Raw genomic sequence first — 19,291 nt, forward strand, 5'->3', positions numbered from 1 at the left:
CTCGCAAAGACCTAAACCCAAGTTTCTCAGTCCTTTCTCATTGTCCCGGGTTAAATACGGGGGTGACATTGCTAGGCAACTGAATTTCAGAAGAACACAATAAAACCGCTGGCTGCTGCCAACGGTTTTATTCACTTTTTCGGGACTTCTTTTGGGGTATTACTGAAATTTCTTTCTCCACCGCCTCCATCAATCGAGTCACCAACTGACCAAGCTCTATAAAATCCGATTGCAAAATCATTCCAACCTGCGTTGACAACTTAGCAATGACATTGATTGAGCGACCAATTTGAATCAATTGCTCTGTCAACTGCTCATACTCAGGAAAACTGACTGTCCATGATTCTAGCTCGTTGTTAAATAGTTTCTTTCTGGCATAGGCTGAAAAGTTTGTCTCCTCTTCCTCCGACATCAGAGCTAGCAATCTCGCATTTTCTTCTTCCGTCAAAAAGACCTGCTTTACGATATTTTTGATCCTCTTCTTCCTCAATCCACTTTTGATAGCAACCTCTCCTTCTTCTGTTTATGGCGTTTGAGTAACACTTTTTCATACTTTCCAATCATTTGAACACTATATCCCATAGCTCGCATGGCTTGACTATTCTTAGATTGTTCTGCAATCCTTGCCAACTGCTTCAAATTATTCTTAATTCTCCTCAAGGAAAATATCAATGACTCAAACGATGTTTCATCAAATATCACGACAATAGGCTTTTTCTTGAACAACATTTTCCTAGTATAGCTGGAAAAATTTCCGAGACCTGTATAACCTATGAATTCATTTAAGATTTGATTCTGCGATTCAGTAATATAGAATTTTTTCAGGACTGTTCGATAACGGTCAGCCATGCTACACCTTCTTTTCATAAAATTCCGCCTGAGCATCATCATGCTTTCGTAAACATTCCACTAGGGATTGATAGTCATGTAGCAAGCCCAATTCCAAATCTGGAAAGTCATTTTCCTTGGTTTCGATAATAACTTCCAACTGACTAACAATTTCTCTGACTGAAAAGCTATAATCCAACGTCTCAGCTTCGTAGTTTTGCTTTAACTCTTGATAGCGTTCAAATTCATCTTGCGACTTAAAACCAGCCACCAGCATGTTCTCAAGTTGATAATAATCCGTCATTTCTTCTTTCCTCTATTTCTTTTGATACTTTCTTCTAGCATTTTCATGGGCAATGGCTTTCGCTTCTAACAACCTCTCCTCCTTTAACCGTTCCATGGAACTGATTAGATAAGCTAGGGGAGATTCTACATCTTCTGGAATCCTATCAATCATAGCCAGAACCTCATCACTTGTCATGTAGCCATCACTCAAAAATTGACCAATTAGCATCTTTTGTTGATGGGTCAGACTATAATTGTAAGGATAAATAAACTTTTCGTTGTACTTGTCTGCAATGACTTGTAGCAACGAATAATATTCAGGTTTGATATAAGGTTGAGTCTCTCTAGAACTATTATCCAGTATAGTCTTATTCTCCTTCTTACTCTTGTTCTTAATCTGTTGCGTTACTTGACCGTTACCATCCGTTACAGGTAACGCTTCTGTAACGTTACATTCCAGTTTTAACTGCTCTTTACCATTGACCACCGCTTTTTGCTTTTGACGAAAGCGTATTACCCTTTCTCTAGTTTGCTGACGAATTTTCTCAAGGCCATCAATATTCTGATGTTTTTCCCAGTTAGGAATGGTGACAGTACCATCTACAAAGGCTATCATTCTAAATTGTTCAAAGGTCTTTAAGGCTAATTTGATCGTCGTAGCTTTTCGCCTGAAAACTGTCGTCAGCATTTCTTCAGTGTAAAAGATTTTATCGCCTAGAGCTAGTACGCCACTATAATTCTGTTTGCCCGCTAAGACTAACAACTTGAACCAAATAACAATTAAGGTATCACCCTCTGGCATTGATTCAATCAACTGAATCTTTTCATCATCAAAAATATCCGTTGTAATCTTAATCCACCGAACACCACTCATAAATGTGCCTCTTTATCTTTCATATTGCTTCAGCCAGCGTGTCACAGCCCGCTTATCGTAGAGAGTTACACCATCTATCACCATAGTTGGCATACCCTCACGTGTCCATTTTTGCAAAGTGGTTGTGGACACATCTAACCATCTTGCCAAAGCAGCCATTCGCACCATCGGTTTATAGAGTTCTTTATCCTCTAAAGCTCGCTCCACTGCTGTTGCAATCATCTCATCATAGTGAGCTCGTAATTGCTTTTCTAGTGCTTTAGGAAGTTGGACAACCAAAGTCGTTTCTTCTGACATATCGTTACCTCATTTCCATTTTTCAATTAAATAAACTCCGAAATTTGTATATTTTTTTATACATTTTAGATTATATATACTTTTTGTATTGAATGTGGTTGCAATATCTAAGAGGAGGTTACTTATAACCAATAATATCGCCAAACTTATCGAAGAAAGTGGCAAAAAAATAAAAATTATTAGTGAAATACTCGATATATCTTATTCCACATTATCTAGCTACAATCAAGGTATACGGAAACCTAAAAAAGAAAATGCCCAAAACTTGCGGGCTACTTTGGTGTTTCAGTAGCCTATATTTTAGGTCTAGATGATGATAAAAATGCACCATCTAATTTGAAAATCGTCGCAGATAGTTTCAAGACATCAGAAATCACCTCTGTAACCCCTTTTAAGAGCGATATGGATAGGCTTAAAAAGTATCGAGCTTGGTGAAATTCATCTATCTATGCCCCTAAATGAGGCGTTCTCAGATGAATTTAGACGTTTCTTATCAGGTTACTTGGTTGATTATGAAGAGACATTTATCAAGCATTTAACCAAACACATGAACAGTCAAAATCGTGAATCAGATCTTTGGAAAATCTGGACCCAAACAGAAGAGTATCAGATTAGACGAACAGATCGCGAAAAAAAAATAAACTAACAGTTTCTCAATTACATAAGCTCCGAAAACTTAGAAACGGAGAACTGTTATGTCAATTCATAAATACCAATCCCTCAAAGGAACCACCTATTTTGTCAAAATTTACCTAGGTCTAAACGACTATGGTAAGAAAAAGTATTACACCAAGCGAGGATTCAAAACTCGCAAAGCTGCAAAAGCACATGAAACAACTATAACTCACCAACTGAATTCTGGAGTTTTTGTTCAACTTTCCAGGCAGGTATCATTTACCTACAAAGAGTTATATCAAAAGTGGTACGAAGCCTACAAAGACACTGTGGAAGCAACCACAGCTGCGAAAACTGCTGACTTATATCGCCTTCATATTCTACCAATCTTTGGGGAGAAAAAGATTTCAAAAATTAGTCCATTGGATTACCAAACCTTTATTACAGATAAGGCCAAGTCATTCAAGAATATGAAACAAATCAAGTCATATACCTCAAAAATCTTTGAATTTGCCGTCAACATGAATTTCATTGAACGCAATCCAATGAGCAAGGTGATTATGCCTAAAATCAAAAAAACTGCCAGCGAAAATTTCTGGTCAGTTAGTGAGTTGCAGCAGTTTTTGACAATCATTTTAGAAAATGAACCTTATAAACACTATGCCTTGTTCAGACTATTAGCTTATAGTGGTTTACGAAAAGGTGAATTGTATGCTCTTAGATGGTCAGACTTTAATCCAGATACCCAATTACTAACCATCAATAAAAGCCTGGGTAGGATAGATGGGCATGCCGTTGAAAAAGACATGAAGAACTCATTTTCTGTACGTTCAATCTACCTTGACGATGAGACTTGTACCATACTTCATAAGTGGAAACAAGAATCTATCCAAGAGAAAGGCCAGCTACATATCGCACCTCTCTCCATAGAAGATAATTTTATGTTCACTTACTGCACAAGAACAGGTGGTATTGAGCCACTTCACGCTGACTACATCAACAATATTCTAAAACGCATTATACGTAAGCATAATCTTAAAAAGATTAGCCCACATGGGTTTAGACACACTCACACAACCTTGATGATTGAAATGGGAGTTGATCCTGTGAATGCTGCTAAACGGTTAGGACACGCTAGTAGCCAAATGACACTGGATACCTATAGCCATGCCACAAAAGCTGGTGAAAAACAGTCCATTACAACATTCGCTGAATACTTCAATAAAGCTAAATAACCCTAGCTTTATTTTTCCAACTAAATTTAACCAGGTCTTAAGAGATTACCAAAAGGATTACCAAGCCCACTTTTCCACAAAAAAGGCACCTTGCAAGTGACTTGCAAAGTGCCTGTAAATGTTGATACATTAACGTTTTGAGGCAGGCTCTGACGAGCTCTGCAGCCGCATCTGTAAGCGCCTAAAGCCGCAACAGCTGCGTCAATTGTGCCGTCAATTTAGACACAAAAACACTCCCCAAATCTGAGGAGTGTTTGAGATAGACGATAATCTGACCAACAGATTAACGTTTACTAAATTGACTCGCTTTACGAGCTTTCTTAAGACCTGGTTTCTTACGTTCAACCATACGAGCGTCACGAGTAAGAAGACCTGCACGTTTCAATGAATCGCGGAAGTCTGGGTCAACTTGAAGCAATGCACGCGCGATACCGTGACGGATCGCACCTGATTGACCGCCGTAACCACCACCATTAACGTTTACGAAAACGTCATATGAACCTTGTGTTGAAGTTACTGCAAACGGTTGGTTAATTACCAAACGAAGGTCAGCGCGTGGGATATATTCTTCTACATCTTTTTTGTTAACTGTAATTTTACCAGTACCTGGGACCAAACGTACGCGTGCAACCGCGTTTTTACGACGACCAGTACCTGTGTATTGTGCTTGTGCCATTTAGATTACGTCCTTTCCCTTAGATAAGACCTGAAATATCAAGTACTTCTGGTTGTTGTGCAGCGTGATTGTGCTCACCACCTACAAACACTTTCAACTTCATGCCTTGTGCACGACCAAGTGTGTTGTGTGGAAGCATACCTTTAACTGATTTTTCAATCAAACGAACAGCGTTTTTAGAACGCAATTCACCCGCAGTGATTGATTTCAAACCACCTGGATGCAATGAGTGAGTGTAGTACACCTTATCAGTTGCTTTTTTACCAGTCAATTTCACCTTCTCAGCGTTGATGACAATAACGAAATCACCAGTATCAGTGTGAGGTGTGAAAGTTGGTTTGTTTTTACCGCGAAGAACGCTAGCAACTACTGCTGAAAGGCGTCCAAGAGGCACATCAGTAGCATCTACCACATACCATTTACGTTCAACTTGGCCTGGCTTAGCCATAAATGTTGTTTTGTTCATGATTTCTCCTATACGAATCGTTTTTGTTTACTAAGGCGGATGTTCCGGTCCGCGGATATTTGGAAGGTTCCGGGGCCTTTCAAATGGGGTAAACAATACCATCTACCATTCTATCAAATATAGGGGAGCTCGTCAAGATATTTTACTTTACTTTTTTTATTTTTTAGCAATAACAGATTTGCCAATTAAAAACAATTTTTACAGCTCCTCCTTTGATTTTTCCATTCCTTCACATCATCATCCGAAGATTGTACATTACCGTTCCTAGTCATCATGGTCATTGAATAATCTGCTGCCTTATTTCCTGATAACCATTCCCGTTGATTGGTCAAATAAAATCAATTATAGTACCTCAACCAACAATAGCGCTCTGCTATTTTGCAAAAAAAAAATAAAAGCAAGAGAGTATACCAAAGAAGTATTGGCTAACTCCCCTACCACACAAGGCAACTTTCCCTAGGATCTTTTTTCTGATCCAATGGATAGAATAGCTAGAACACCTGTCCCTGTATGGGTTGCAATAACAGGTCCTAGCTCAGTCACAATCACTTCTGAAACCCGATGATCTTCAAGAAGGGTAGTTTTTATAGCTGTTGCTGCTGTCAAATCACCTGTATAAGCTACCATGACAGTTGAATGATCTAAGTTATCTAGGGTAAGGTTCATCATTTCCTTAATCCCTTTCTTACGTCCGCGCATCTTGGCAATAGGCTCCAGCTTACCTTCTGCATTAAGAGAAAGCAGGGGCTTGATATTAACCAAACCACCGATAAGCCCTGCTGCCTTAGACAGGCGACCACCGCGTACCAAGTGATTGAGATCATCAACCAAAAGATAGGTTCGTAGACGTGGACTCAATTCTTCAATAAGCGCCGCCGTTTCCTTTAAACTCTTTCCCATAGCACGCGCTTCGACAGCCTTCATCACTAGGTAGCCCTCACCGATAGTCGCTGCCTTTGTATCAATAATGGTAATGACTGCTTCTGGATACTGATCCAAAACCATATCTCGGGCGATGACTGCACTTTGATAAGTCCCTGAAAGAGCTGCTGAAAAAGCCAAATAAAGAACAGCTTCTTCAGCTTTAGCTGCTGCCTGAAAAACTTCTTCAAACTGTCCAACATTGACCTGACTGGTTGTTGGTTGACTTCCTGCTTCCATCTTCTCTAATAGGAAATCGCTAGTCAATCTGTTATCTCCAACCGTTTCATAGGTCTTACCATCTAGATTTATGGTTAAACCCAGCACTGTTACGCCATGCTCTTGCGCCCAACCAGTCGGCAAATCCGAGGTTGAGTCTGTTACAATTCTAAACGTCACTCGTTCATTTCCTCCATCATTTCTTTCAAGGCTTGAAAATTTCTATCTGACCATGGATTCAGACGCGGAGTATAAAGTTCTACCCGATCTACAAACTTATCCAAATCCTTTTTAACCACCTGTGTCCGCTCTTCCAACTCACGAGCAGATACCCGTAAGGCACCTTGAGAAAAGACAACCCATTGTTCGTTAAGGTCACTTGTAGCTACCGATACTTGTTTTCGGTGGTTTTGATTTAACTCTGCACTCAAGCGCTCGATATAACTATCTGCAGTTTCTTCCTCTTCTGTAAAGACAACCGACACATTAAACTCATCATATTGCTGCCGCAAGCCTGGAACATGGTGGGCGTCAAAAACACAGATAATTTCTAAATTCTCAAAGGAAGCATAATTGGACAATGTTTGAAGAAGGCTAGTCCTAGCTGCATCCAATTCTCCTTTTTTAAAGTCTTGTTTTGTTGATCTCCAGGAGGCAATCATATTATAGCCATCTACGATAAGAATTTTTTCCTTCATCTAAATCTTCTTTCGGGATACTTCATACATCAATATCGCAGCTGCTACACTGGCATTGAGGCTCTGGACATGACCAGTCATGGGAATGGTAATCATCTCATCTACCTGCTTTTTGATATTAACTGAAATTCCCTTGCCTTCGTTACCAATAATGAGAGCTAGTTTGCCAGAGGTATTCCACTTAGTTGATGGTGTACCATTCATATCCGTCCCAAAAATCCAAAAACCAACTTCCTTGAGTTTGTCCAAGGTCTGACTGAGATTGGTCACACGAGCAATTGGTACATGCTCAACCGCACCTGTCGAGGTCTTTGACACAACGGGTGTAACTCCAACCGCACGATGCTTGGGAATAATGACCCCACAAACTCCTGTTGCATCAGCCGTCCGCAAAATTGAACCAAAGTTGTGGGGATCGGTCAAGCCATCCAAGATGAGAATGAGGGAATTGTCTTGCTGCTCTGCTTTTTCCAAAATCGTAGATAATTCCGCATAGGCAAACTCAGATACACGTAGGACAAAGCCTTGATGAACCGCCCCATCAGTCATCTCAGACAAGGTTTTCTTCGGTGTCCAAGAAATCGAAACTTTTTTCTCAGCCGCCAATGCCTTGACTTTGTCAACCTTTTTGCCCCGCAAATCGTCTTGAATGTACAGTTTGTTGCCAGTATTGGCCTGCAAACTTTCTGTGACAGCGTGAACGCCGTAAACTATGTCATTTTGTTCCATAATTTCAGTATAACATAGAACAATCAATAAACAAAGAGAGAGTAGCTAAACTTACTACTCTTTCCTGATGATTAGTCAGCGGTTACACTAAATTGTCAACAGCTTGAACTACTGCTTGGATGATCATTATTCTGTATATTCCTCGGAAACAGGCTCCCAAATCAGTTTATGATCAAATTGAGCATGCTCCAGGTGACCGTCTCCATTGATTCGATACTGTCCAACTTTTTCAGCATTAAAATTAGGATCACTGGGAATAGTAATATTGGCATAAACTAAGCCATCTTCTGCCATTTGAACAGCGATTACCAAATCCGTCCTTACATATTTTTTGCTGTTCCCCTTTGTTCTCATAAAGACAGTCGCAACCCATTTTTTCACCTGCTCAGTCGTCAGATTTTTTGTATCAATCCGTTGGTTAGCTTGACCAGCTACTCCTGATACATTTTCTCCATGAGCGACTACGCTTCCCCCAACTATGTTTAGAGCAATCCAACCTTCACCTGATTTTAGCTTACCCCAAAGTTGTCCATCAACCTTCCGGGTTGCTGTGATTGTGTAACGCCCTTTAGGAATTAAACGTACAACTGGAGCAGACAGACTAGGACTTTGACGAATATTGAGGTCAGTGACTGTGACATCAACTGTAAATTCAGTTGAGTTAGTATGCTCGGTATTAGCATAAGGTGCTGGTAATGCTGATGAAGAACTTGATGGCACAGGTTCACTCATAGATAACGCTGACCTATCATCGCTTGACGATAAGACAGCAGATTGAGCAGATGCACCAAAAGTTCCATCTTCTTCACCAGCCTTTAATACTGTTTGAACGGTACTAGTTCCGCTCTTCTGTCTGTTATTCTGACCACCAAATATTTCCTTAAACATCAAGAAAAGCAAAGGAATCATGATTAACAATAAAACAATTGAGATGACTCGGCCTATTCTCTCAGATTTTCTTTTCCTTTCCAAATAGCCCTCATAATCTGCTTGTGCTTCATCTAAAAGGATTTGGATTTGTTCCTGCTGATGACTGTCAGAAGCCTGTGCCAAGGCTAAACGCAAGCGATCAATTTTATCCTTGTAAGACTTTTCCTCTTCTTTTTTACGCTGTCGCTCTTGATTGGCAATTTGAAGAGCTAACAAATCATTTTGCCGTCGAGATTCATTAGCCATTTGCTCTTCAAATTGTTTTCTTTCAAAATCTCGTATCCAGTTATTGTTATTCATCACAAACCACATCAATTCTCATTATAGCCAAATTCTCTTGTCTTCAAAACTTGTTTCCAATAAGTTTCTCTCCCAAGGACACACTTATCGTCTATCTTAGCATTGTAATTTTCTAGCACACTATACTGGAAATACTTTTTGACATAGTCAAACCCTTCCCTATTCACCAAGGCAAGTAATTCCTTATTGCCACCGTGACCGTTTTGAATATAAGATTGCCAGCGAGACAAAAGCATGCCATAATCACTGGTCGCTGAACCTACATAAAGTTTCCCTGTATAGGTATCAGTAATAAGATAAACAGCCTTTTGATTGGTCAGAGCAGTCAACCAATCCTTTTTTCCCAAGCGTAAGATGGATTCCAATTGTTGATAAGTTAGGCAGATATTATCATAACCAGGAAATTCCTCACTCCCATAGACTTCAGGTAAGAGTTGATGCACCTCTAAATGATCTATCACCGTTTGGAAGCTAAAAACAGAAGCACGTCCGGGACGCTTGCAATGCAAAATCAAACGAGCAAAATAAGGAGAATATTCCTCTAAAACCTCCCCCGTATAGTTTTGACCAAAGGTCACACCAAGTTCCTTGGTAACACGTTTAATCGTGGTCAAAAGCCACTTATCGTGTCCCATCTGAATGAGGTTAATAGCAATGTCGCCAACCGAGTAATTTCGATTTTTATTTCGCCAGAATAGATTGAAGTTATCTACCGTTTCAGGGTCAGATAGGTAGTTTTGTAGCGGATTTTCCCCAGTCCAGTTATTAAACTTGACCTTAACGCGTGGCAGTTTTTCTTCTGAAAATTGTAGCAAATCTTGCAAACGAATCATCTCTCGCTCCTCAACTTTCTTTACCAATAGTTTAAGCTTTTTTGCTTCTATGATACAATGAAAGAAAAGGAGATTACTATGCCCATTTTTCAACGAACCATAAAACTGATACTGGCAACTGTCTTAGCCATCTACCTTGCAGATTGGCTGGGATTAGCCTATGCGACATCGGCTGGGATTATCGCAATTTTGAGTGTTTTAGATACCCGAAAATCTAGTTTCAAAATGGCATGCAATCGTCTCTTTTCCACCCTTTTAGCGCTAACAATAGCTTCTCTGACCTTTGTATTGTTTGGGTTTGACATCTGGACTCTCACTATCTATCTAGCATTCTATGTTCCTATCGCTTATCATTTCGGCTGGGAAGCAGGCATTGCACCTTCAACCGTCCTTGCCGCCCATCTCCTACTAGAGCAAAATATATCCTTTTCTTTTTTAGGCAATGAACTAGCACTTTTTCTACTTGGAACAGGACTAGCCCTCTTATTCAACAACCTCTATATGCCTTCACAAGAACAGAATATTGAGGCCTATCACGCGCAGGTGGAAGACCTGCTCAAACAGATTCTCCTACGTTTTGAATCCTTCTTACTAAATGGTGATGGTCGTAATGAAGCACAGCTCATCAACCAGTTAGACCTGACTCTTGAAAAAGCCTTGAAAGTCGTCTACCTAGACCGCCATAACCAACTTTTTCAGCAAACCAACTATCAGGTCCATTATTTTGAAATGCGTGCCGCCCAAAATAAAATCCTGCGTACCATGGCAGGAAATATTAACAAATGCTTACTGGAAGGTCGAGAAAATATTATTTTAGCTAGTCTGTTTGAGCGAGTAGCCCAGCAACTTAGTCGAGAAAATTCAGCCAAGGAACTTTTACTGGACATTGAACTCTTTCATACTACCTTCCGCGAGCGACCGCTCCCACAGACCAGAGAAGAATTCGAGACCAGAGCAACCCTCTTCCAACTCCTACATGACATGGAAGCTTTTATTCGACTTAAGGTCGAATTTTACCAAACCTACTCAAAAGAAGATGAAAAAGACCCATCAGTATGACTGGCGGGTCTTAGGTGTTTTATGAACAAGATTAGACAATCGCTTGATCTGTGTCATCATCAAAGAAATGTGCCTTATTGAGGTTGAAGGTCAAACGAACTTTATCACCTGGATTATGGTAATCACGCGCATCAACACGAGAAACAAATTCTGTATCACCAACCTTAGAATAGAGCATAGTTTCTGCACCAAGAAGCTCTGAAACGACAACTTCTGCCTCAACGATAGAACTTGGGAAAGTATCCAATTCCAACTGAGAAGCCTTGATGTCTTCCGGACGAATACCAAGTGTAAATGATTTACCATTGTAGCCTTTTTCTTCCAAGTGTTTGCGGCGTCCCTCTGGAAGATCAACCTTGAAGCCATCTCCCACAAGAACACCATCTTGAAGTGTAACTGTGAAGAAGTTCATAGCAGGGCTACCAATAAAGCTAGCGACAAACTTGTTAACCGGCTTATTGTACAATTCTTCTGGGCTACCAATTTGCTCAATCCGACCAATCGTACCTGTACCTGCATCATTCTTAGTTGCAGACATGATAACGATGCGGTCTGCCAAGGTCATTGCTTCTGTCTGATCGTGGGTTACGTAGATAGTTGTTGCGCCAATACGACGGTGAATTTTAGCGATTTCTGTACGCATAGATACACGAAGTTTGGCATCCAAGTTTGATAAAGGTTCGTCCATCAAGAACACCTTGGCATCACGAACGATAGCACGTCCCATAGCAACACGTTGACGTTGACCACCAGAAAGATCCGCTGGTTTACGTTGCAAGAATTCTGTCAAACCAAGGATTTGCGCTGCTTCTTCTACACGCTTTTTGATTTCGTCCTTGCTGTACTTGCGTAATTTAAGGCCGAAAGCCATATTATCAAATACAGTCATGTGCGGATAAAGGGCATAGTTCTGGAAAACCATAGCAATATCGCGATCTTTTGGTGCTACATCGTTCATCAATACGCCATCAATGTATGCTTCTCCTTCTGTGATGTCTTCCAGACCAGCAATCATACGAAGGGTTGTTGACTTACCACATCCTGAAGGACCTACGAATACGATAAATTCCTTATCCTTGATGTCCAAATTGAAATTTTCTACTGAGTAATGCTCACTATTTGGGTATTTTTTATAGATATTCTTTAAATTCAGTTGAACCATAGTCCGGCCTCGCTTTCTTTTATGCTTCCATTATATATGAAAGCGTTTTATTTTTCTAGGTCAGGGTGAACAAAAAGAAAAAAATCTTTTGTACATCTTGCACAAAAGATCAGCATCATTGTTCCATTAGCACTTGGTAACACATGGTCAAATCGGTCAGCTCTTTTAATTGTAAGCCTGTCAAATCTTGCCATTTTTCCAAACGATATTGAAGGGTATTGCGATGAACATAGAGGCGTTGGGCCGCCTTGGTTACCACTGCAGCCTCGGACCAAAGAGCCAAAATAGTTTCCTCAAGTTGATCCTGACTTAGAAGCAAGCCACGTAAAACCGATTTTAAGTACTGTCTCCCCCTGCTGCCCTGTCCCGTACCCAAGATGAATACTTGACTAAAGCGTAAAAAGGTCGACTGATGGACTGAATGTTTCCAGTCGGTAAACAAATTCACTTCTGCTTGAAAAATCTGCGGCCATTCTTGCACAATTTGTTGCGGCCATATTTGTCCGATAAATACTGCCAACTTCAAACCCAAATCATATTCCAAAGCAGGGAGCACTGATTGAACAATCTCCTCAACATCAACCCTAAAGGTCTGGTCTAAAACAAAGACATAGTCCCACTTCGATTGCTGAAAAACGGTCACTTGATTCGTCAACAAGTCTCCCATCATCTCCAACAAGGTCTTAATCGCTTCTGTATCACTAGAACCCGGAATATGGATATAAATAGCCTGTAAAGCTCCCAAAGGTTGAGGAAGTTTCCCACCTTGATTTAGATAAAGAAACCAAGGGTTAGAAGAAGTTTGTTTAGTCTTACCAGTCAATAGCTCAAATAAGAATAGTTCCCTTGCTGTCAACTCCTCTTTGGGAACTTGTAAACAACGTCCATCTTCTAAAACCAGTGAAAGCCATGATGATTGTGGCAATTCTTCTTCCACGATTCGAGCAGTTGGAAACCAAGAAACTAACTCCTTTTCGTACATTCTAGCCCCTTTCCACTCGTTCAATACACCAAGTCACCAACTCTTCTAGACGCTCGATTTCCCCAGTCATATGCAGGTAGCCCAAAACCGCCTCAAAGCCTGTAGACATGCGATAGGTCACCACATCCGCATTCTTAGCTTTGGTGTGACTGTGGGTATTGCGCCCTCGCTTATAGATTTCCTCCTCTTTTTCGGTCAATAGCTGAGCCTCTAAGAGGGCTGAAACTAGGCTTGCCTGCGCCTTAGCTGATACGTATTTGTTGGCCTCGCTGTGCAATTTATTAGGCTTGGTTATGCCCTTGAAAATCAAATGCCTGCGAATATACATGGCATAAACCGCATCACCCTCAAAAGCAAGAGCAATGCCATTGATGAGATTAACATCTACTGAACTAGTCACGTGTCCACCTCACTCCATCTTTTGTATCCAATAGTTTGATACCTTGAGATGCCAGTTCATCACGGATTCGGTCAGCTGTAGCAAAATCTCGATTAGCACGAGCTGCTTGACGCTCCGCAATCAAGACCTCAATCTCGCTGTCCAAGACATCCTCTTCAAAGACAATACCGAAAACTGCCAACATCTTCCCAAAGGCTTCTTTGACTGCTTCATCGTAGTTGCCAGAGTTAATCCACTTAGCAAAATCAAAGACAACTGTAATACCATTTGCCGCATTGAAGTCATCATTCATTGCCGACTCAAAAGCCGACAAATAGTGATTCAGACCTGCTTCATCCGTGACCATTGATACCGGTTGAGTGTAGGTGTTTTTCAAATACTTGAGATTTACCTCCGCATCATGGATAGCCTTTTCAGTATAGTTAAGTGGACGACGATAGTGCTGAGTGGATAGGAAGAAACGCAGAATCTGTCCGTCAATTTGCTCCAACATATCATGTGCTGTCAGAAAATTGCCTAAGGACTTGGACATTTTTTCATCATTGATATTGAGCATGGCATTGTGCATCCAGTAGTTAGCAAAAGTCTGACCTGTCTTACACTCTGATTGGGCAATTTCATTGGTATGGTGAGGAAACTCCAAATCTGCACCGCCACCATGAATATCAATAGTGTCTCCCAAAATCTCTGTCGCCATAACCGAGCACTCAATATGCCAACCAGGGCGACCAGCGCCCCAAGGACTCTCCCAAGAAACCTCACCTGGCTTAGCTGACTTCCAAAGAGCAAAGTCAAAAGGATGCTCCTTGAGCTGACCTTCCCCATCAACCCGACCAGAAGCACCGGCCTCAAGGTCCGACAAGGTTTTATTAGCTAGACGAGCATAGTTTTCAGCTCTTTTCACCCGGAAATAGACATCACCAGCCGCCTCATAAGCATAGCCCTTGTCCATCAAGACTTGCACAAAATCAATAATCTCATCCATGTAATCAATAACACGTGGATTGTTTGTTGCAGGTTTAACACCCAAGCTAGCTACATCTTCTTTGAAGGCTGCAATAAACCGATCAGACAATTCTTTGGTTGTCATACCAGCTTCATTGGCAGCTTTGATAATTTTATCGTCCACATCTGTGAAATTGGAAACGTACATCACCTCATAACCACAGTACTCAAAATAACGCCGAATAGTATCAAAAGCCACCACACTACGAGCATTGCCAATATGGATATAGTTGTAAACTGTTGGACCACAGACATACATCTTGACCTTGCCTTCTTCCAAGGGCACAAACTCACGCAAACTGCGAGTCATGGTATCGTAAATTCTAATCATAGATTCTCCATTATCTCTGGGCATTTTTTAAAAATTGGTACTTTTGATAAAGTTTTACTAGCCAATAGGTCGTTGCTACCAACCAAATCATTCCCAACTGCCACTTACCTTGTGAAAATTTTACAGATAACATGATGACACCTGCTATTGATGTCAGCACATAGGGCCAATTCTTTTGCAATAGTTCTTTTAACATGATCTACTTTCTAACTTTTTAGCAATGGCCATAGCAACCTCAAAGAAGACCATGCAATCTTCCTGACGTTTATCCCACCGCACATCCCACTCATTTTTGTGGTGATCCACATAGTCTGCCGTGTAGAAAAATTGATAAACCTCAGCCTGACGAAAATTCGCCCAAGCCATGATGGCAGAAGCTTCCATATCGACCACCATGGCACCAGCGGCTAGGCGGCGTTTGACCTTGGCAGCCGTTTCCCGATAGAAAGCGTCCGTCGTCCAGGTCTTGGCCCGCACATGCTCGATTCCCACTTGATCCAAGGCCTTTTCCATGGTCAATAGCAGAGCCGGGTCATAGCTGATTTCGTCACTAGCCGAAGCATAATGATAGCTGGTTCCCTCATCTCTCAGAGCAGAGCAAGGTAGGATAATCTTATCCGCTGGGATAGATTTGTCCAATACACCGCAAGTCCCCAAAATAATAAATTTCCTAAAGCCCTTGGCTTTCAACTCTTCTAAGTTTCCGACAATCATAGATGCCCCAATCGGTGCTAACATGACTCCTACCTGAATCCCCTCGGCTTCATAGATATACCAAGGCAAACGACCATTGAGATTATAAAGAGCACCGCCCTCACGCACATCTTTTAGCTTTGTAATTCTCTCGATCACCTCACCATTAAAGGAAAGAATCAACGTATCGCAGACCTCCCCTCCTCCACGAATGGAATGATCTGTCGGTTCAATGACAGCAGTACCGGTTTCAAATTCTTCTAGTAACATCATTTTCCCTTGTTTATCTTATAAATGCGAGGAATGGTGGCTAGCTTCTTTCAACTCAGCTAACTTGGTCGTATAGTGTTCCCGACCGTCTTCCATATCATGAATGACCTTCTCATCTTTTCTTCCATGGACGCGGACAATTTTGGCTGGCATACCAACCACTGTCACATTTGCCGGAACATCTGCTAAAACAACAGCTGCCGCTCCGACCTTGGCATTTTCACCAATTTCAATAGGACCAATAATCTGAGCATGAGCAGAAATTAGTGCTCCCTTGCGAACGGTAGGATGACGTTTACCACAATCCTTACCAGTCCCACCCAAGGTCACTCCATGATAAAGCATAGCGCCCGACTCTATAACAGCAGTTTCTCCAATCACTAGACCAGCTCCATGATCAATGAAAACCCCCGCTTCGATACTAGCTCCAGGATGAATTTCAATATTGGTCCAAAAACGCCAAAATTGACTATGCATACGGGCCAATAACTTAAAGCCCTTTCCCCACATAAAATGAGAGAAACGATGGGCAGCTAGAGCCTTAACGCCAGGGTAGGTCAAAAGGACTTCCAGACTGGTTCGTGCTGCCGGATCTTTTTCTTTTACAATCTCAATGGTGTCTTTCCACCATCCCATGTCGTAACTCCTTCCTTTCCTAACGCATTCCGAGAAAATAGACACTCAACCAGACAGCGAGAAAACTGTGAGACTGCAATTTTCAAAGAATGGTCTACTACGGAAAGAGGCTGGGCATAACGTCCAGTCCTCTATTTTTATTCTCTGAAACTGTCTGACATAGTAGCTTATCCCTTTAGCAGTTAGATACTACTATCGTGAAAATAGAGATTGCGAAACAAGTCTCACAGACCCTTTTCATTTCAGCAACAGCACTATAACTACACCGTATTTGTGTTTATTCTAACCTTTATCAACTGCTGGATCGTTTGAGCAGTCTATCACTACTTTTTCTCCACCTTGTGGAACTTAAACTCCCCAAAATTACCGTCTTTTTTATCTTTGTGTTCCTTGTGACGACGTGGCTTGTCTGAACGTTCCCGCTTTTCTTCTGTGCAACCTTCTGGTCTTGGAAGAAGAGCCTTCATAGAAGCATCTACACGTCCCTTATCATCAATCTTGATAACCTTGACATCAACGACATCACCGATTTCTACCAAATCTTCGGGTTTGTTGACACGAGTCCAAGCCATTTCAGAAACATGCACCAAAGCATCCGTCTTGTCAAAGAGGTTAACAAAGGCACCGAACTTCTCTAGACGAACAACTTTCGCTTGATATACTTCATCCACCTTAGCCTCACGAACAAGACCTGAAATAATCTCTTTCGTACGCTCAATCGCTTCACGGTCTGGTGAGAAGATTGCTACAAGACCGTCTTCATCAATATCAATTTTTACGCCAGTCTCTGCAATGATCTTGTCGATGGTCTCACCACCCTTACCAATAACAATCTTAATCTTATCAACATCAATCTTGATGGTATCGATCTTCGGTGCTGTCGGTGCCAAATCAGGACGAACCTCTGGAATAGTTGCTTCGATGACATCAAGAATCTCAAAACGAGCTTTCTTGGCTTGTGCAAGTGCTTCTTCCAAGATTTGCGGTGTGATGCCATCAATCTTTATATCCATTTGAAGGGCTGTAATCCCCTCACGAGTCCCTGCCACCTTAAAGTCCATATCTCCGAAATGGTCCTCAAGACCTTGAATATCTGTCAAAACAGTATAATTGGTGCCATCTGAAATCAAGCCCATGGCAATTCCTGCAACCGGTGCCTTAATCGGTACACCACCCGCCATAAGGGCAAGTGTCCCAGCCGTGATAGAAGCTTGCGATGATGAACCATTCGATTCCAGAACCTCAGCGACCAAACGGATAGCATAAGGAAACTCCTCTAAACTTGGCAAAACTTGCTCAAGAGCACGCTCCCCAAGGGCACCATGACCGATTTCACGACGACCTGGTGCACCATAACGACCGGTTGAACCAACGGAGTATTGCGGGAAGTTGTAGTGGTGCAAGAAACGCTTCTTGTATTCATCATCCAAACCATCAATGATTTGGGTTTCACCCATCGGTGCCAACGTTAAAACAGAAAGTGCTTGTGTTTGGCCACGAGTGAAAAGACCTGATCCATGAACATTTGGTAAAAAATCTACCTCTGCATCAAGCGGGCGAATTTCATCTACGCGGCGGCCATCCGGACGAACCTTGTCCTCTGTGATCAAACGACGCACTTCTGCGTGCTCCATGAGTTCTAAGATTTCGTGAACATCGCGCATGATGCGGTCAAACTCTTCGTGTTCAGCGTATTTTTCTTCGTAGGCTGTGATGACTGCTTCACGAACTGCATTGGTTGCATCTTCGCGGGCTAGTTTTTCTTCAACCTGCACCGCTTTTTTCAAATCATCATTATAAATTGCCACGATCTCCGCCTGCAAGTCGGGATCAACTTGCAACAACTCAACATCTGCTTTTTCCTTACCCACTGCCGCTACGATTTGGTTTTGGAAGTCTAGCAATTCTTGAATGGCTGCATGGCCCTTGAGCAGAGCCTCAAGCATGATGTCCTCTGACAATTCTTTGGCACCTGACTCTACCATGTTGATAGCATCCTTATTACCGGCCACTGTCAGATCAAGCAAGGACTCTTCCATCTGTGCCTTATCTGGATTGATGATAAATTCACTGTTTACATAGCCAACCTGAACACCTGCGATTGGTCCATTGAAGGGAATATCTGAGATAGCAAGAGCCAAGGAACTACCAAACATGGCTGCCATAGGAGCAGATGCATCTGGATCATAAGAAAGAACCGTATTGATTACTTGCACTTCATTGCGGAAGCCTTCAGCGAACATTGGACGGATTGGACGGTCAATCAGACGTGCAGTTAGGGTCGCATCTGTTGATGGTCGGCCTTCACGCTTCATCCAACCACCTGGAAACTTCCCAGCAGCATACATCTTTTCTTCGTAGTTGACTTGGAGCGGAAAGAAGTCTCCCGTTGCCATTTTTTTGGACATAACCGCTGCAGTGAGAACTGTTGAGTCGCCATAGCGAACGACAACTGCACCGTTGGCCTGTTTGGCAACTTGACCTGTTTCAACAACCAACTTCTTGCCAGCAAAAACCGTTTCAAATACTTGTTTTGACATAAATTGTCTCCTGATATTTATTTTGCTCAATAAAAATCAAACTTCAAACAAGAAAAAACGCAGAAATGCACTTCTATTTTGAGTTTTAACAGCAGTGGGAATCGTTAAAAATTTAACTTATGCCAAAAGGTAGCCCTACCGATACCATAGCCAACTGATAGGAAGACAAACTAAAGTACTGTGCAAACAGAGTTTACCAAATTGAGTTCTTACCGTATGAATTTGATTTTTGCAGAGGAATACGTGTTTTCCACAAAGTTCAACCCAATACCCCTATCGGATTCAGCTTTGCACAAAACCACGCATA

At 41.6% G+C, this 19,291-nt stretch carries 22 protein-coding genes and 1 pseudogene; 3 read left to right on the forward strand and 20 right to left on the reverse strand.

The window, feature by feature from the left end; genetic code table 11:
• Positions 1–127 precede the first annotated feature (127 nt).
• From BZG42_RS08310 to BZG42_RS08330, 5 genes are read right to left on the reverse strand one after another with little or no spacing between them, the layout of a single operon-like run.
• Positions 128–490, reverse strand: coding sequence for a transposase (locus BZG42_RS08310; RefSeq protein WP_155972390.1), 363 nt, complete (start codon positions 488–490; stop codon positions 128–130).
• The gene (locus BZG42_RS08315; protein WP_155972392.1) at positions 487–849 is read right to left on the reverse strand and encodes a plasmid mobilization protein; all 363 of its coding nucleotides are present in this window, start codon (positions 847–849) and stop codon (positions 487–489) included. Before BZG42_RS08315 ends, BZG42_RS08310 begins: the two co-directional genes overlap by 4 nt.
• A 1-nt stretch (position 850) precedes the next feature.
• Positions 851–1,132 (reverse strand): DUF5962 family protein, encoded by a 282-nt coding sequence (locus BZG42_RS08320; RefSeq protein WP_155972394.1) that lies wholly within the window; start codon positions 1,130–1,132, stop codon positions 851–853.
• Positions 1,133–1,144: 12 nt separating this feature from the next.
• Positions 1,145–1,987, reverse strand: a complete 843-nt coding sequence (locus BZG42_RS08325; protein WP_155995760.1) for a phage replisome organizer N-terminal domain-containing protein — start codon at positions 1,985–1,987, stop codon at positions 1,145–1,147.
• A gap of 12 nt (positions 1,988–1,999) precedes the next feature.
• Complete coding sequence (locus BZG42_RS08330; RefSeq protein WP_065957486.1) at positions 2,000–2,284, reverse strand: DNA-binding protein; 285 nt, start codon at positions 2,282–2,284, stop codon at positions 2,000–2,002.
• 124 nt (positions 2,285–2,408) lie between these two features.
• Between BZG42_RS08330 and BZG42_RS08335 the strand changes: the two are divergent.
• Both BZG42_RS08335 and BZG42_RS08340 read left to right on the forward strand, forming a co-directional pair.
• Positions 2,409–2,930, forward strand: a pseudogene (locus BZG42_RS08335) (helix-turn-helix domain-containing protein).
• Positions 2,931–2,979: 49 nt separating this feature from the next.
• Positions 2,980–4,134 (forward strand): site-specific integrase, encoded by a 1,155-nt coding sequence (locus BZG42_RS08340; protein ID WP_155995758.1) that lies wholly within the window; start codon positions 2,980–2,982, stop codon positions 4,132–4,134.
• Between the two features lie 283 nt (positions 4,135–4,417).
• Here the strand turns inward: BZG42_RS08340 and rpsI are convergent, their stop codons facing one another.
• The 7 genes from rpsI to BZG42_RS08375 all read right to left on the reverse strand — a co-directional run bounded on the left by rpsI (position 4,418) and on the right by BZG42_RS08375 (position 9,906).
• A complete protein-coding gene (gene rpsI / locus BZG42_RS08345; protein WP_024531759.1) occupies positions 4,418–4,810 on the reverse strand; it encodes a 30S ribosomal protein S9 in 393 nt (130 codons plus the stop codon).
• Positions 4,811–4,829: 19 nt separating this feature from the next.
• Positions 4,830–5,276, reverse strand: a complete 447-nt coding sequence (gene rplM / locus BZG42_RS08350; RefSeq protein ID WP_024531760.1) for a 50S ribosomal protein L13 — start codon at positions 5,274–5,276, stop codon at positions 4,830–4,832.
• A gap of 456 nt (positions 5,277–5,732) precedes the next feature.
• Complete coding sequence (locus BZG42_RS08355; protein ID WP_155972404.1) at positions 5,733–6,596, reverse strand: DegV family protein; 864 nt, start codon at positions 6,594–6,596, stop codon at positions 5,733–5,735.
• Positions 6,593–7,114 carry an NYN domain-containing protein gene (locus BZG42_RS08360; RefSeq protein WP_155995756.1) on the reverse strand — a complete coding sequence of 174 codons (522 nt, stop codon included), beginning with the start codon at positions 7,112–7,114 and terminating at the stop codon, positions 6,593–6,595. Before BZG42_RS08360 ends, BZG42_RS08355 begins: the two co-directional genes overlap by 4 nt.
• The gene (rlmB, locus tag BZG42_RS08365) at positions 7,115–7,843 is read right to left on the reverse strand and encodes a 23S rRNA (guanosine(2251)-2'-O)-methyltransferase RlmB (protein ID WP_155995754.1); all 729 of its coding nucleotides are present in this window, start codon (positions 7,841–7,843) and stop codon (positions 7,115–7,117) included.
• 126 nt (positions 7,844–7,969) lie between these two features.
• Positions 7,970–9,085 carry an SH3 domain-containing protein gene (locus tag BZG42_RS08370; protein ID WP_155995752.1) on the reverse strand — a complete coding sequence of 372 codons (1,116 nt, stop codon included), beginning with the start codon at positions 9,083–9,085 and terminating at the stop codon, positions 7,970–7,972.
• Positions 9,085–9,906, reverse strand: coding sequence for a GIY-YIG nuclease family protein (locus BZG42_RS08375; protein ID WP_155995750.1), 822 nt, complete (start codon positions 9,904–9,906; stop codon positions 9,085–9,087). Before BZG42_RS08375 ends, BZG42_RS08370 begins: the two co-directional genes overlap by 1 nt.
• A gap of 78 nt (positions 9,907–9,984) precedes the next feature.
• On the opposite strand from BZG42_RS08375, the gene BZG42_RS08380 reads away from it, so the two are divergent.
• Positions 9,985–10,965: an aromatic acid exporter family protein gene (locus BZG42_RS08380; RefSeq protein ID WP_120172215.1), complete on the forward strand. Its 981-nt coding sequence runs from the start codon at positions 9,985–9,987 to the stop codon at positions 10,963–10,965.
• Positions 10,966–10,996: 31 nt separating this feature from the next.
• Here BZG42_RS08380 and BZG42_RS08385 read toward each other — a convergent pair whose 3' ends face one another.
• The 8 genes from BZG42_RS08385 to pnp form a co-directional block, all read right to left on the reverse strand.
• Positions 10,997–12,127: an ABC transporter ATP-binding protein gene (locus BZG42_RS08385; protein ID WP_120172217.1), complete on the reverse strand. Its 1,131-nt coding sequence runs from the start codon at positions 12,125–12,127 to the stop codon at positions 10,997–10,999.
• A 115-nt stretch (positions 12,128–12,242) separates the two neighbouring features.
• Positions 12,243–13,109 (reverse strand): helix-turn-helix domain-containing protein, encoded by an 867-nt coding sequence (locus tag BZG42_RS08390; protein WP_120172219.1) that lies wholly within the window; start codon positions 13,107–13,109, stop codon positions 12,243–12,245.
• A gap of 1 nt (position 13,110) precedes the next feature.
• Positions 13,111–13,509 (reverse strand): Mini-ribonuclease 3, encoded by a 399-nt coding sequence (locus tag BZG42_RS08395; RefSeq protein WP_120172220.1) that lies wholly within the window; start codon positions 13,507–13,509, stop codon positions 13,111–13,113.
• A complete protein-coding gene (gene cysS / locus BZG42_RS08400; RefSeq protein WP_120172221.1) occupies positions 13,502–14,845 on the reverse strand; it encodes a cysteine--tRNA ligase in 1,344 nt (447 codons plus the stop codon). The genes BZG42_RS08395 and cysS overlap by 8 nt, the downstream gene beginning before the upstream one ends.
• 10 nt (positions 14,846–14,855) lie before the next feature.
• Positions 14,856–15,041, reverse strand: a complete 186-nt coding sequence (locus BZG42_RS08405) for a hypothetical protein (protein ID WP_024531771.1) — start codon at positions 15,039–15,041, stop codon at positions 14,856–14,858.
• Entirely contained in the window at positions 15,035–15,808 is a 774-nt protein-coding gene (locus BZG42_RS08410) for a nucleoside phosphorylase (RefSeq protein WP_155965270.1), read from the reverse strand. The genes BZG42_RS08405 and BZG42_RS08410 overlap by 7 nt, the downstream gene beginning before the upstream one ends.
• An 18-nt stretch (positions 15,809–15,826) precedes the next feature.
• Complete coding sequence (gene cysE, locus BZG42_RS08415; RefSeq protein ID WP_120172224.1) at positions 15,827–16,444, reverse strand: serine O-acetyltransferase; 618 nt, start codon at positions 16,442–16,444, stop codon at positions 15,827–15,829.
• Positions 16,445–16,767: 323 nt separating this feature from the next.
• The gene (pnp, locus tag BZG42_RS08420) at positions 16,768–18,984 is read right to left on the reverse strand and encodes a polyribonucleotide nucleotidyltransferase (protein ID WP_155962409.1); all 2,217 of its coding nucleotides are present in this window, start codon (positions 18,982–18,984) and stop codon (positions 16,768–16,770) included.
• Positions 18,985–19,291: the final 307 nt, after the last annotated feature.

The organism is Streptococcus sp. DAT741 (genome assembly GCF_009866825.1).
Taxonomy (GTDB): domain Bacteria; phylum Bacillota; class Bacilli; order Lactobacillales; family Streptococcaceae; genus Streptococcus; species Streptococcus ruminantium.

Bases quoted from the DNA above. Each gene is read 5' to 3' on its own strand.
- cysS (WP_120172221.1), bottom strand. From the start codon at position 14,845: ATGATTAGAATTTACGATACCATGACTCGCAGTTTGCGTGAGTTTGTG.
- BZG42_RS08370 (WP_155995752.1), bottom strand. From the start codon at position 9,085: ATGTGGTTTGTGATGAATAACAATAACTGGATACGAGATTTTGAAAGA.
- BZG42_RS08385 (WP_120172217.1), bottom strand. From the start codon at position 12,127: ATGGTTCAACTGAATTTAAAGAATATCTATAAAAAATACCCAAATAGT.
- BZG42_RS08340 (WP_155995758.1), top strand. From the start codon at position 2,980: ATGTCAATTCATAAATACCAATCCCTCAAAGGAACCACCTATTTTGTC.
- BZG42_RS08405 (WP_024531771.1), bottom strand. From the start codon at position 15,041: ATGTTAAAAGAACTATTGCAAAAGAATTGGCCCTATGTGCTGACATCA.
- cysE (WP_120172224.1), bottom strand. From the start codon at position 16,444: ATGGGATGGTGGAAAGACACCATTGAGATTGTAAAAGAAAAAGATCCG.
- rplM (WP_024531760.1), bottom strand. From the start codon at position 5,276: ATGAACAAAACAACATTTATGGCTAAGCCAGGCCAAGTTGAACGTAAA.
- BZG42_RS08315 (WP_155972392.1), bottom strand. From the start codon at position 849: ATGGCTGACCGTTATCGAACAGTCCTGAAAAAATTCTATATTACTGAA.
- rpsI (WP_024531759.1), bottom strand. From the start codon at position 4,810: ATGGCACAAGCACAATACACAGGTACTGGTCGTCGTAAAAACGCGGTT.
- BZG42_RS08410 (WP_155965270.1), bottom strand. From the start codon at position 15,808: ATGTTACTAGAAGAATTTGAAACCGGTACTGCTGTCATTGAACCGACA.
- BZG42_RS08390 (WP_120172219.1), bottom strand. From the start codon at position 13,109: ATGTACGAAAAGGAGTTAGTTTCTTGGTTTCCAACTGCTCGAATCGTG.
- BZG42_RS08375 (WP_155995750.1), bottom strand. From the start codon at position 9,906: ATGATTCGTTTGCAAGATTTGCTACAATTTTCAGAAGAAAAACTGCCA.
- BZG42_RS08325 (WP_155995760.1), bottom strand. From the start codon at position 1,987: ATGAGTGGTGTTCGGTGGATTAAGATTACAACGGATATTTTTGATGAT.
- BZG42_RS08330 (WP_065957486.1), bottom strand. From the start codon at position 2,284: ATGTCAGAAGAAACGACTTTGGTTGTCCAACTTCCTAAAGCACTAGAA.
- BZG42_RS08380 (WP_120172215.1), top strand. From the start codon at position 9,985: ATGCCCATTTTTCAACGAACCATAAAACTGATACTGGCAACTGTCTTA.
- BZG42_RS08360 (WP_155995756.1), bottom strand. From the start codon at position 7,114: ATGAAGGAAAAAATTCTTATCGTAGATGGCTATAATATGATTGCCTCC.
- pnp (WP_155962409.1), bottom strand. From the start codon at position 18,984: ATGTCAAAACAAGTATTTGAAACGGTTTTTGCTGGCAAGAAGTTGGTT.
- rlmB (WP_155995754.1), bottom strand. From the start codon at position 7,843: ATGGAACAAAATGACATAGTTTACGGCGTTCACGCTGTCACAGAAAGT.
- BZG42_RS08320 (WP_155972394.1), bottom strand. From the start codon at position 1,132: ATGACGGATTATTATCAACTTGAGAACATGCTGGTGGCTGGTTTTAAG.